Genomic DNA, 12,134 nt, shown 5'->3' with positions numbered 1-12,134 from the left:
CGCCTGGTCGCTGTCGAAATTCGTCTCGACCGTTCCTGCCTATGCGGGCAAGGAGGTCGTGATCGACGGCATGAGCCGTTTCGAACTCAGGGACGGGCTCATCGCGGACTATCGCGAAAGCGTCAATGGCGGTGTCGCCATGGCACAGCTCGGCGTCGAGGAGCCGCGGCTCGTCGGCGTGCTGCGGCGCTGGGCGCGGCAGCTCCGCGAGCGACCCGAGGTCAAAACTTATCTACGGCCGTAAATACGCGGCAAAAGGTTAACGCCAGCAAATCCGGCGCCTCACCTTTGTCAATTGCCTCGCGCGGCATCGCTGATATTCTGTCACCCAGACATCAATCAAATCGTATCGAGGAAACGTCAATGGAACCGATCGAGAAGTTCCGGCAAGAAACACGCGAATGGCTGGAGGCGAACTGCCCCGCCTCCATGCGCACGCCGTCGGGCGAAGACGACATGCCCTGGGGCGGTCGCAATTTCGTCTGGAAGAATCCCGACCAGAAGCTCTGGCTCGACCGCATGGCGAGCCGCGGCTGGACCGCACCGACCTGGCCCAAGGAATATGGCGGCGGCGGACTGACCAAGGAAGAGAGCCTCGTTCTCGGGCAGGAAATGCGCCGCATCAAGGCGCGCGTGCCGCTGGCGAGCTTCGGCCTCTGGATGCTCGGGCCGGCGCTGCTCGAATTCGCCAACGAGGAACAGAAGCGCGAGCACATTCCGCCGATCGTGCGTGGCGAAATCCGCTGGTGCCAGGGCTATTCGGAGCCGGGCGCGGGCTCGGACCTCGCCGGCCTGCAGACGAAGTGCGAGGACAAGGGCGACCATTATCTCGTCAACGGCCAGAAGATCTGGACCTCCTATGCCGACAAGGCCGACTGGATCTTCTGCCTCGTGCGCACCGACGCAACGAAGAAGCATGACGGCATCAGCTTCATTCTCTTCGACATGACGACGCCCGGCGTCGAGGCACGGCCCATCAGCATGATCTCCGGCGCATCGCCCTTCTGCGAAACCTTCTTCACCGACGTGAAGGTGCCGAAGAAGAATCTCGTCGGCGAATTGAACAAGGGCTGGACGATCGCCAAGCGCCTGCTCCAGCACGAGCGCGACATGATCTCGGGCATGGGGCTCGGCTCCGGCGTCGGCAGTTCGGCGAGCCTCGAATCGCTGGCGAAGGATTATTTCGGCGAAGCGAATGGCCGCATCGCCTCGCAGGGTCTGCGCGAGCACGTCGCTCAGCAGAAGATGGACGGCAAGGCCTTCGCGCTGACGCTGCAGCGTACGGCTGAAGAGGCAAAGGCCGGCGTCGGCACAGGCGCCGCGTCATCGATCTTCAAATATTACGGCACAGAGCTCAACAAGCGCCGCTACGAGCTGATGCTCGAAATCATGGGTACGCAGGGGCTCGGCTGGGAAGGCGAAGGCTTCACCCCGGAGGAAATTGGCGTCACCCGTTCATGGCTGCGTTCCAAGGGCAATTCCATCGAGGGCGGCACGTCGGAAGTGCAGCTCAACGTGGTGGCCAAGCGCGTGCTCGGCCTCCCCGACTGAGGGCAGGCGGACTGAGAAGGCGGGGCCGGCGTCATAAGGCCCCCTCTCCGTTTCAACAATAATCAGAAGAGTAGACTTCGATGGCACTGGTTCTCACCGAGGAGCAACAGCTTCTTCGCGACACGGCAACGCAGTTCTTTCAGGAGCGCGTTCCCGTCGCGAACCTGCGCAAACTCCGGGACACGAAAGATCCTGCCGGCTTCGATCGCGGCGTCTGGAAAGAAATGGCCGATCTCGGCTTTGCGGGCATCCTGATTTCGGAGAAATATGGCGGCACCGATTTCGGCCCCGTCGGCCTCGGGCTGGTGCTCGAACAGGCGGGCCGGACGCTCGCCGCGAGCCCGCTGGTCTCGACGGTGCTGCTCTGCGGCTCCGCCGTGCAGCTTGCCGGCAGCGCGACGCAGCGCCAGGACATTCTCTCCGCAATCGCCGCCGGCGAGCAGATCATGGCGCTCGCGCTGGAGGAAGGCGCGCACCACAACCCGACGCGTATCGCAACACACGCGACGCCCGAAGGCGCGACCTATCGCATCAACGGCCGGAAGACCTTCGTGCTCGACGGCCATGTGGCCGACCGGCTGATCGTCGCGGCGCGGACCTCCGGCAAGGACGACGATCGGTCGGGCATCACGCTCTTCCTCGTCGATGCGAAGGCGAAGGGCGTTTCGATCACGCGCACGCAGATGGTCGACAGCCGCAACGCCGCGAACATCACCTTCGACAATGTCGGCGTCTCGACGGACGACGTACTCGGTTCGATCGACGGCGGCACCGACGTCCTCGAACAGGTGCTCGACATCGCCCGCATCGGGCTTTCGGCCGAGATGCTGGGCCTCGTGCAGGCCGTCTTCGACCAGACGGTCGCCTATCTCAAGGAGCGCAAGCAGTTCGGCGTGCCGATCGGCTCGTTCCAGGCTCTGAAGCACCGCGCGGCCGACATGTTCGCCGAAATCGAACTCTGCCGGTCCGTGGTGCTCGACGCGCTTTCCGCGCTCGAGACGCGGCGGAACGACATTCCGCAGGCGGCGAGCCTCGCCAAGGCGCGGCTTTCCGACACGGCCCGCGTCGTCACCAACGAGGGCCTGCAGATGCATGGCGGCATGGGCATGACCGACCAGTTCGACGTCGGTCTCTACATGAAGCGGGCCCGCGTCGCCGCCGCAACCTTCGGCGACGGCAACTTCCACCGCGACCGCTACGCCGCGCTGGAAGGTTTCTGATACCGGACGCCGCCAGCCTGTCCGGGCTGGCGGCGCCGGATTGTGACCGGAATGTGGCGGCGAACGGCGTTATAGCGGCCGGAATTCGCGGACCTTCCTAAATTTAATATTGGTTTCCTTGACAGTCTGCGCCGGCCGGTATGTGCTTGGGCCAAGAGTTCCCGTGCGGGAACAGCTCAGATTCGGAGTGTGAAACATGCGCAAGATCGCTCTTGCCGCTTTGGCGGGTGCCGCAGGCCTTGTCGTGACCGCCACGCCATCCTTCGCCTACACGACCTATCAGGTGCAGACCGACGGAGCCAACGCGGCGAAGTTCACCGATCGGGGCGTGTCGAATGCGAGCGACACCACGAGCGGCTTCAGTTTCTCGACGGGAACGAGCTCGGATGGGACCGATCCCTTCGATCCGGCGTCGCGACGTTTCAATAACTCCAGTTCGCAGCAGACGCCCTCGCGCGACATGAACTGGCAGGGCACGGGCTATTATCTGCGTCCCAGCAATTGAGATTCCCACTTTTTTCCGCAAAAGCGCGATGCCTCGGCATCGCGCTTTTTCTTTGGAGCGCCAGCCTGACGCCGGCCTCCGCGCATCCGCATGTCTGGATCGACATGACGACGGACCTCGCCTTCAACGACCAGAAGCAGTTGGCCGCGCTCACCGTCACCTGGACCTTCGATGAATTCTATTCCGCCTTCGCGGTCGAGGATTTCAAGAAGACGCCGGATGGCGGCTATGCGACCTCCGATCTCGAGAAGCTCGTCGACGTCAATCTGGTGAACCTCAAGGACTGGAACTACTTCACCGAAGTGACGGCCAACGGCAAGCCGGTGAAGTTCCTGACCGCGAAGAGCGCCGGCGCCACCTACGACAAGAAGCTCGGCCGCTTCACGATGATCTTCACCGTGCCGCTCGCGACGCCCGTCGCGGCGACGTCGGCCGCGCCGGTGCAGTTCCGCATCTACGATCCGAGCTTCTACATCGCCATCGACTATGTGAAGACCGATCCTATCCGCATGGTGTCGGGCGTGCATGACGGCTGCACGACCACGCTCAAGATTCCGAACGCCGAGAAAATCTGGACCAGCCTGCCGGAAAGCGCCTTCACGGGCACAAAAAATGCCGGCCTGGGGAAGAATTTTGCTTCGACGGCAACGCTGATCTGCAAGGGATGAAAGACATGCGCCGATGGCTGCCGTTCGTCGTCGCGTGCGCGCTGATGCTCACGCTGCTTTCCGGCATGTCGCGGACGGCCTTTGCCGCGCAGCCTTTCGGCATGCCGGGCGCGGGCGACGCCGCGGCGCCCTCCTCTCCGCTCGCGCAGCCGCCGAGCGCTTCCGAAGAGACACAGCCGGGCACCTGGCACTTCGTCACCGCACCCCTCGTCTACGCCATGACCGTGCAGCAGGGCTATTATCGCGGACTGGCGAGCGCCTTGCGCTCCCTCGCCAACGAGCACTCGATCGCCGCCGCATGGACGCTCGTTTCGCTTTCCTTCGCCTACGGCATCTTCCATGCCGTCGGTCCCGGCCATGGCAAGGTGGTCGTGACCTCCTATCTGCTCGCCGACGAACGCGAGGTGAAGCGCGGCGTGTTGATCGCCTTTTTGTCGTCCTTCATGCAGGCGGTGACGGCCATCGTCGCCGTGGGACTTCTGGCTGTCGTTCTCGGACTCACGCGGCGCAGCGTGGCCGGCGCGGTGCCCTTCATCGAGCAGGCGAGCTTCGTGCTGGTGACCGGCCTCGGCGCATGGCTTGTCTGGCGCGCCGTGAAACGCGGACGAACCCGCGTTCACGCTCACGATCACGCGCCGCATTCTCACACGCATGACGATCACGGCCGCGACCATCATCACGATCATGACGCGCACGGGCACGACGGGCATGGGCATCACGGGCACGTTCATTTGCCGACGCCGCAGGAGATCGGCGCGAATACCGGCTGGCGCGGCATCGCCGCGATGATCCTCGCGGTGGGGCTTCGGCCCTGCACCGGCGCCGTGCTGGTCCTTCTCTTCGCGCTGGCGCAGGAGACCTTCTCGATCGGCGTGCTGTCGGCCTTCGCGATGTCGATCGGGACCGCGATCACCGTTTCGACGCTCGCCGTCCTGACTGTGTTTTCCAAGAACATCGCGCTCAGGATCGCCGCCCGGACCGACAATCCCTGGACGCGGCGTATCGAACGCGGGCTCGAACTCGGCGGCGGGCTCTTCATCCTGCTGATGGGGCTCTTCCTGCTCGCGGGCTCGTTCGTCGCGCCGGCACAGCCTCTTTTCTGAGCATTCGCTCCGCTACTCGACAAGCCGGATGCCCCGCCCCATACTGCGCCCGCGCGTCGCCAAGGCCTCGCGCCATCGCGTGAATTTCCAGAGGACGACGAGACCGGTATGGCCGACGAGACAAAATCCAGCGAATTGCCCGAACGCATCACCGTGCTGGCCCGCGAGTTCACCCCCGCCGCCATGGAATTCCATCGCCGGAACATGAGCGAGAAGGGCTATCGCATGGAAGGCCAGATCGTGCAGCGCCGCTTCCAGATGATCGAAGGTATGGGCGCGCCGAAAGACCTTTTCGACGGCGAAGCCTTCTACGCCGTCACCTTCGTCCGCAAGGGCGCCGAGAAGTAAACTGCCTCCTTGAGGCTGCGCACATTCGTCCGATTTCTGTACATAAGCAAAGACTTGTGAGCGGCCACATGAGCCGCTCACACGTTTTAGACCGGGCCAAACGTGTTGACTTGGCCGGGCTAATCTTGTCTGCTTGACGGTGCAATCGACATTTTGGCCTGCCTTGGCTGACTTGCCCTACGGGCCTTTCAAGACACTTCCAAAAATCAGGTTGTCATCAGCCGCGCGATGGGAGCGTGGTTATTACCGCACGCAAGTGCGCAAGGAGACCCAAATGGCTACTGGTACTGTGAAGTGGTTCAACGCTCAAAAGGGCTACGGCTTCATTCAGCCGTCGGATGGCGGTCGCGATGTGTTCGTGCACATCAGCGCCGTGGAGCGCGCCGGCCTCAGCACGCTCAATGAAGGTCAGAAGATCAACTATGAGCTGGTCACCGAAAAGGGCAAGACGTCGGCCGCGAACCTCGCGGTTGCGTAATTCCGTTTCGGATTTTGCAAAAATCAGTGGCCGGGCCTTGCGCCCGGCCATTTTGCTTTTCAGGGCCCGGCTCGCTTGACGATATTTAACCTCAACGCTAATATTTAGCACATAGGTTAAATATATGGTGGTTGGCGGATGCCGGTCTCGGCGGAAGGCTCCCTTGATGCAACGCTCGTCGCGCTTGCCGATCCCACACGGCGGCGGGTGATCGACATGCTGCGCAGCCGCCCCTGCCGCGCCGGCGAACTGGTGGACGCCTTTCCGATCAGCGCACCCGCCATGAGCCGGCATCTGCGCGTGCTGCGCGAAAGTGGGCTGATCGAGGAGGACCGCATCGGAGGGGACGCCCGCGTCCGCCTCTACCGTCTGCGACCGGAACCCTTCACGGATCTGCAAGGCTGGCTCGACGAGGTGCGCGGTTTCTGGGCAGGCCAGCTCGATGCCTTCAAAGTCCATGTCGAGAGCAAGGCGGGACGCCGCAAGAAAGCGCCGGCCGGCCGGAAGAGACGGCCGTGAGCAGGGCGCCCGTGACGCGCAGCGAGGAGACCGCCCTCGTCTCGATCGAGATCGCCGTCGATCCGGCGACGGCTTTCGATGTCTTCACTGCCGACGTCGACGACTGGTGGGCACGCGGACCGCGCAACCGCTTTCGCGCACCCTGGGCGGGGCTGATGCGCTTCGAGCCGGGCGTCGGCGGACGGTTTCTCGAAATCTACGACGAGGAGGCCGGCGACATTTTCGAGGTCGGGCGCATAAAAGTCTGGGAGCCGGGCAAGCGGCTCGTTTTCGACTGGCGGCTGCCGAATTTTTCGCCCGGCGAAATCACGCAGGTCGAGATTCTCTTCGAGGCGACCGGCGTGGGCACACGCGTGACGATCGAACATCGCGGCTGGGAGGCGCTGCCGCTCGCGCATCCGGCCCGGCACCGCCTCTCGGGCCGCGCCTTCGGGCTCTTCAAGGCCGGATGGTGGGGCGATCTGCTCACCCGCTTCAAGGCCGAAGCGGAACGCAAAACCTGAGGGAGGAAAACCATGGCCGCAAAAAACGTCCTGATCTATCTCTGCGCCAAACCCGCCGCCGATGCGATCGCGTTCTACAAGACGGCATTTGGCGCCGTCGAAAAAGGCGCGCGCATCCTTTCGCCTGACGGCACGATCGGGCATGCCGAATTCACCATCGGCGAAACCACGATCATGATCTCCGACGAGTATCCGCCGATGGAGGTTTTCAGCCCGACGACGCTGGGTGGGTCGCCGGTCATGCTCACCATCTCCGTCGAGGATGCGGATGCCGCGATGGAACGCGCGGTCGCCGCCGGCGCGAAAGTGACGCGGCCCGTCGCCGATCAGTTCTACGGCGAACGCAACGGGCAGGTCGTCGATCCCTTCGGCTATCGCTGGAGCGTCTCGCAGCATATCGAGGACGTTTCACCCGAGGAAATGCAGCGCCGCGCCCAAGCCCTTTACGATTGATCCGGGTGCCGCGCTAGACTGCGAGAAATGAACGGGGAGAGGCGGCATGACTTCGGCGCGGCACGGGCGGGCGATGGCGTTCATTTTCGTCACCGTCCTCATCGACTCGATCGGCTTCGGCATCGTCATGCCCGTCCTGCCGCAACTCATCGTCGAGTTGAGCGGCGGCACCATGTCGACCGCCGCGATTTACGGGGGATGGCTCGCCGTCGTTTACGCGCTGACGCAATTTTTCTGCGCGCCGATCATGGGCAGTCTCAGCGATCGCTTCGGCCGCCGGCCGGTGCTTCTTCTCGCGCTCCTTGCCTTCTCCGCCGATTATGCGCTGATGGGCTTTGCGCCGACGCTCGCTTGGCTGTTCGTCGGACGGTTCGTCGCCGGCATCACCGGCGCGACCTTCACGCCGGCTTACGCCTTCGTCGCCGACGTCAGCGCGCCGGAGGACCGCGCCAAGAATTTCGGACTGATGGGCGCGGCCTTCGGCGTCGGCTTCGTCGTCGGCCCGGTGATCGGCGGACTGCTCGGCGAATTCGGCGTGCGCGCACCCTTCTTCGCCGCGGCGGCGCTCGCCCTTCTCAACATGATCTACGGCTATTTCATTTTGCCGGAGACGCTGCCGAAATCGAACCGGCGGGCTTTCGCGTGGTCGCGGGCGAACCCGGTCGGCGCGCTGGCGCATCTGCGGACCTATCCGGTCGTGCTCGGGCTCATCGGCGTGCTCTTCGTTCATTATCTGGCGCATAACAGCCTGCCCACGATCTGGAGCTTTTACAGCACAGAAAAATTCCAGTGGAGCCCGCGCGAGATCGGCTACTCGCTCGGCGCGGTCGGTCTGCTGATGGCGGTCGTGCAGGGCGGGCTCATTCGCGTGATCGTGCCGCGCATCGGCGAACGCCAGGCCGCCTATGCCGGGCTCAGCCTGTCGGCGCTCGCCTTCTTCGGCTACGCCTTCGCGCCTTATGGATGGGTCGTCTACATCTTCATGCTGCCGGGCGCGCTTTCGGGCATCGCCTTTCCGTCGATCCAGGGGCTGATGGCGGGCGTTGTTCCGTCGAACACGCAAGGCGAACTCCAGGGCGGCATCGCCAGCGTATCGAGCATCACCGCGATCGCGAGCCCGTTCCTGATGACGCAGCTTTTCGGCTATTTCACCGCGCCGGGCGCCCCCGTCTATTTTCCGGGCGCCGCCTATTTGGCGGCTGGCCTCCTCGACGTCGTCGCGGCGCTCCTCCTGCTGCGCATCATCCGGCTTAAGGCGGCGAAGCCCGCCTGATCTGCTTCTTTCCTTGACAGGCAGCATCCCTCCCGCTTGCATCGGGGAGCCCCCGCAACAAAGACAACATCCAGGGCAGACCGGGAGATTTACGCATGAGCATCCAGCTCTTTTTCATCAACTACCTGCTCCGTTTCCAGGTGAAACGCCGCTTCAGGAAAGCGCCTGACGTCATGACGCTCCGGCCGATCATGCTCGCGCAGGAGCCGATGAATTCGAAACTCCCGGCCGACATCACCGCGCAGCAGATCGACCTCGGCGGCGTACCGACGGAAAGGCTGACCGTGACGGGCGCCGAAACCGACGGCGCCTTTTTCTATATCCATGGCGGCGGCTGGGTCGGCGGATCGCCGCGCACGCACCGGCCGCTGACGCGGCGTCTTGCCGCGCAGACAGGCATGGCGATCCATGCGGTCGACTATCGCCTCGCGCCGGAGCATGTCTTTCCCGCCGGCCTCGACGATTGCGTGGCCGCCTATCGCGCGCTGCTCGAGACGGTGCCTGCGTCGCGGATCGTCGTCGGCGGCGACAGCGCCGGCGGCAACCTCGCCCTGGCACTCGCGCTCAGACTGAAAGCGGAAGGCGTACCTCTTCCCGCTGCGCTCGTCTGCCTTTCGCCCGCGACGGATCTCGCGGCCACGGGCGGTTCACGCGTCAGCAACGCCAAGCGCGACGCCCTTTTCGTCGAGGAGATGATGCACACCGTCGAGCCGCGCTATTGCCCGGGCGCCGACGCGCACAACCCCTACATCTCGCCGCTCTATGGCGACGTCGCCGGTCTTCCGCCGACGCTCTTCCATGTGGGGGACACGGAAATGTTACTCGACGATTCCGTGCGCATGGCCGACAAGATGCGCGCGGCGGCGGTGCCCGTCACGATCGGGGTCTGGCCGAAAGTACCGCATGTCTGGCACCTGCTGGCCGACTTGCTGCCTGAAAGCCGCAGAGCCATCGACGAGATCGTCGCCTTCGTCCATGTGCATCTGCGCAACGCTTCGGAATCCGGCCCGGCATTGGAGAAGGCTTCATGATCACGGTCCACCATCTCAACAATTCGCGTTCGCAGCGCATTCTCTGGCTGCTCGAAGAACTCGGTCTGCCTTACGAGATCGTCTTCTATCAGCGCGACGCCGTGACCAATCTCGCGCCGCCGGAACTGAAGGCGATCCACCCGCTCGGCAAATCTCCAGTCATCACGGATGACGGCGTCACCGTCGCGGAGTCCGGCGCCATCGTCGAATATCTGCTGCGCACGCATGGCCAGGGCCGGCTGATGCCGAAGGAAGATAGCGAGGATTACGTGCGCTATCTGCAATGGCTGCATTTCGCGGAAGGCTCGGCGATGCTGCCGATGCTGCTCGCGCTTTATGTCGGGCGGCTCGGCGACGCGGGCGCGCCACTCCATCCGCGCATCTTCGGCGAGATCGCCAATCATCTTTCCTACATGAATGATGAAGTCGAGAAAGGTGGTTATCTGATGGGCGACGACTTGAGCGGCGCCGACATCATGAACTCCTTCGTGCTCGAAGCCGCAAAAGCGCGCGGTCTCCTCGCCGACTACCCGAACCTCCTCGACCTCGTCGAGCGTCTTCAGGCGCGGCCCGCCTACCGGCGCGCGCTGGAACGCGGTGGCCCCTACGCCTTCGCCTGAGCGACGGCGCGCCGATGGAGCAATATGTCCACGAGATCGTGGGGTTCATTCGCCAGCATTCCGAATGGACCGGCCCGATCATCTTTCTCGTCGCCTTCGGCGAGTCCTTTGCCTTTCTGAGCCTCGTCGTTCCGGGCACGGCGATCATGATCGCCGCCGGAACGCTGGTGCCCGAAGGCGTCGTTCCGATCGTCCCTCTTCTCGCCGGGGGCATTCTTGGCGCGACGCTCGGCGACGGCATCTCCTACTGGATCGGGCTTCGCTTCGGCCATCTGATCCCCGGCATGTGGCCCTTCCGGTCGCGGCCGGAACTGCTGGCGAGCGGCCACCGCTTCTTCGAACGTCACGGGGCCGAGAGCGTCTTCATCGGCCGTTTTTTCGGGCCGGTGCGCGCCGTCATTCCCCTCATCGCCGGCATGATGGAGATGCCGCCGAAGCGCTTCTGGCTCGCCAATGTGCTTTCCGCGCTGATCTGGGGGCCAGCGCTCCTCGTCCCGGGGATCGTTGCAAATTCCGTCTGGCAGTTCTTCGAACGCGAGGAAGGCTGGGTCCCCTACGCGGTCCTTGCCGCGTTTCTGGGACTGGCCGGTCTCGCCTGGATCGTCTGGACCTATCGCCGCAAGGCATGATCCCTTTCGATCCCTGCGAAACCCGCCGCCATCACAGGCGTTTTTACGGAAACAGAGAAGGAGCGTTCCGTGAAGCAGCCTCACACCGAAGAAACCGTCAAGCACACCGACGGCGAGCAGAACACCGGCAACCACAAGAAGCCGGGCGCGCCGGACGCCAAGGGCGCCGACCGCTTCGGCGGGACGCGCGCGGGCGCCGGGAATGTCGAGCCCGATGCCCCGAAAAAGCGCAAATAGCCCTCCGACCTCTGGCGGCAAGGATGCGGCGCGGATTTCGTCGCTGAAAGGCCTGTCGGCGGCGGAGGAAAACTGTCGGCGGTGCCCGCTCTACCGCGACGCCACGCAAGCCGTGCCCGGCAAAGGTCCGGCGCGGGCGGCGATGATGATGGTGGGCGAGCAACCCGGCGATCAGGAAGACGTCGCCGGGCGTCCTTTCGTCGGGCCTGCCGGCCGGTTGCTCGACCGCGCCATCGTCGAAGCCGGGATCGACCGCGATCGCGTCTTCGTCACCAACGCCGTCAAACATTTCAAGTTCGAGCCGCGCGGCAAGAGACGTCTGCACAAGCGGCCCAACGCCCATGAAATCGAGCGGTGCCGATGGTGGCTCGATCTCGAACGCCAGATCGTCAAGCCGTCGCTCGTGGTGGCATTGGGGGCGACGGCGGCGCGCAGTCTGTTCGGGAGGGCCGTTACGATCGCCAAAATGCGCGGCGAGGCGAGGACGCTCGACGATGGCGGGACAGTGCTGGTCACCGTTCATCCGTCGTCGCTTCTGCGCAACCGCGACGACGCCGACCGGCACGCGAAATACCGGGACTTCGTCGGCGACCTCAAACGCGCGGCAACTATCCTCACATCCGGATAACCGGATCAGGCGCGGGGACATTGTAACAAAACCATGATTTGCCGCCCGGTGCCGGAGCGGCAAATCTATGTTCGATGATCGTATCCCCGGACATAACCCCGCACGAACGCCCTGCCCGCAGGCAAGAGATCGGCGTCGTCGGGCGTCTCCTCTTCGCGCTTTGCTGCGCCGTGATCGTCTTCATGGCGGTGCATGGCGACGAGCATGGCCGCCGTCCGCGCTTCGTCTGGCGGAGCGCCGAGGACACGATCAAGGTCGCGCAGCTTCAGACCACCGATCACAATCGGACCGGTGTTCCTCTCGGAGCGACGCCACCGGCCATCGCCGCTGAAACGGATGTGGGCAGCCTGCCCCTTCCTTCGGGCCTG

General features: G+C 64.2%; 17 protein-coding genes and 1 pseudogene. All 18 read left to right on the top strand.

Going from position 1 to position 12,134, the window contains the following annotated elements:
- Window positions 1-244 (top strand): annotated as a pseudogene (locus VMR03_RS04660) (nuclear transport factor 2 family protein); the annotation flags it as partial.
- A gap of 119 nt (window positions 245-363) precedes the next feature.
- Window positions 364-1,551, top strand: a complete 1,188-nt coding sequence (locus VMR03_RS04655) for an acyl-CoA dehydrogenase family protein (protein ID WP_325402756.1) — start codon at window positions 364-366, stop codon at window positions 1,549-1,551.
- A gap of 80 nt (window positions 1,552-1,631) precedes the next feature.
- The gene (locus VMR03_RS04650) at window positions 1,632-2,771 is read left to right on the top strand and encodes an acyl-CoA dehydrogenase family protein (RefSeq protein WP_325402754.1); all 1,140 of its coding nucleotides are present in this window, start codon (window positions 1,632-1,634) and stop codon (window positions 2,769-2,771) included.
- A gap of 196 nt (window positions 2,772-2,967) precedes the next feature.
- Window positions 2,968-3,276 carry a hypothetical protein gene (locus tag VMR03_RS04645; protein WP_325402752.1) on the top strand — a complete coding sequence of 103 codons (309 nt, stop codon included), beginning with the start codon at window positions 2,968-2,970 and terminating at the stop codon, window positions 3,274-3,276.
- Window positions 3,273-3,944 (top strand): DUF1007 family protein, encoded by a 672-nt coding sequence (locus VMR03_RS04640; protein WP_325402750.1) that lies wholly within the window; start codon window positions 3,273-3,275, stop codon window positions 3,942-3,944. Before VMR03_RS04645 ends, VMR03_RS04640 begins: the two co-directional genes overlap by 4 nt.
- A 5-nt stretch (window positions 3,945-3,949) precedes the next feature.
- On the top strand, window positions 3,950-5,047 hold the full coding sequence (locus VMR03_RS04635; protein WP_325402748.1) for a nickel/cobalt transporter: 1,098 nt from the start codon (window positions 3,950-3,952) through the stop codon (window positions 5,045-5,047).
- Window positions 5,048-5,155: 108 nt separating this feature from the next.
- Window positions 5,156-5,395, top strand: a complete 240-nt coding sequence (locus tag VMR03_RS04630) for an AMP nucleosidase (RefSeq protein ID WP_325402746.1) — start codon at window positions 5,156-5,158, stop codon at window positions 5,393-5,395.
- A 274-nt stretch (window positions 5,396-5,669) separates the two neighbouring features.
- Complete coding sequence (locus VMR03_RS04625; RefSeq protein WP_325402744.1) at window positions 5,670-5,873, top strand: cold-shock protein; 204 nt, start codon at window positions 5,670-5,672, stop codon at window positions 5,871-5,873.
- A 138-nt stretch (window positions 5,874-6,011) separates the two neighbouring features.
- Window positions 6,012-6,392 (top strand): metalloregulator ArsR/SmtB family transcription factor, encoded by a 381-nt coding sequence (locus VMR03_RS04620; RefSeq protein WP_325402742.1) that lies wholly within the window; start codon window positions 6,012-6,014, stop codon window positions 6,390-6,392.
- Window positions 6,389-6,895 (top strand): SRPBCC domain-containing protein, encoded by a 507-nt coding sequence (locus VMR03_RS04615; protein WP_325402740.1) that lies wholly within the window; start codon window positions 6,389-6,391, stop codon window positions 6,893-6,895. Before VMR03_RS04620 ends, VMR03_RS04615 begins: the two co-directional genes overlap by 4 nt.
- A 12-nt stretch (window positions 6,896-6,907) precedes the next feature.
- Window positions 6,908-7,348 carry a VOC family protein gene (locus VMR03_RS04610; protein ID WP_325402738.1) on the top strand — a complete coding sequence of 147 codons (441 nt, stop codon included), beginning with the start codon at window positions 6,908-6,910 and terminating at the stop codon, window positions 7,346-7,348.
- 46 nt (window positions 7,349-7,394) lie between these two features.
- Complete coding sequence (locus tag VMR03_RS04605) at window positions 7,395-8,621, top strand: TCR/Tet family MFS transporter (RefSeq protein ID WP_325402736.1); 1,227 nt, start codon at window positions 7,395-7,397, stop codon at window positions 8,619-8,621.
- Window positions 8,622-8,716: 95 nt separating this feature from the next.
- The gene (locus VMR03_RS04600) at window positions 8,717-9,652 is read left to right on the top strand and encodes an alpha/beta hydrolase (protein WP_325402734.1); all 936 of its coding nucleotides are present in this window, start codon (window positions 8,717-8,719) and stop codon (window positions 9,650-9,652) included.
- On the top strand, window positions 9,649-10,272 hold the full coding sequence (locus VMR03_RS04595; protein WP_325402732.1) for a glutathione S-transferase: 624 nt from the start codon (window positions 9,649-9,651) through the stop codon (window positions 10,270-10,272). Before VMR03_RS04600 ends, VMR03_RS04595 begins: the two co-directional genes overlap by 4 nt.
- 14 nt (window positions 10,273-10,286) lie before the next feature.
- Window positions 10,287-10,901 (top strand): DedA family protein, encoded by a 615-nt coding sequence (locus VMR03_RS04590; protein WP_325402730.1) that lies wholly within the window; start codon window positions 10,287-10,289, stop codon window positions 10,899-10,901.
- A 69-nt stretch (window positions 10,902-10,970) separates the two neighbouring features.
- On the top strand, window positions 10,971-11,138 hold the full coding sequence (locus tag VMR03_RS04585; protein WP_325402728.1) for a hypothetical protein: 168 nt from the start codon (window positions 10,971-10,973) through the stop codon (window positions 11,136-11,138).
- Window positions 11,116-11,766 carry a UdgX family uracil-DNA binding protein gene (locus VMR03_RS04580; protein WP_325402726.1) on the top strand — a complete coding sequence of 217 codons (651 nt, stop codon included), beginning with the start codon at window positions 11,116-11,118 and terminating at the stop codon, window positions 11,764-11,766. The genes VMR03_RS04585 and VMR03_RS04580 overlap by 23 nt, the downstream gene beginning before the upstream one ends.
- A 74-nt stretch (window positions 11,767-11,840) precedes the next feature.
- Window positions 11,841-12,134: hypothetical protein (locus tag VMR03_RS04575; RefSeq protein WP_325402724.1), on the top strand; the 294-nt coding region annotated here is incomplete at its 3' end.

The organism is Parvibaculum sp. (assembly GCF_035511255.1).
Taxonomy (GTDB): domain Bacteria; phylum Pseudomonadota; class Alphaproteobacteria; order Parvibaculales; family Parvibaculaceae; genus Parvibaculum.
Note: the sequence above shows the minus strand (reverse complement) of the source record. Positions and strands in the feature narration are given on the sequence as shown.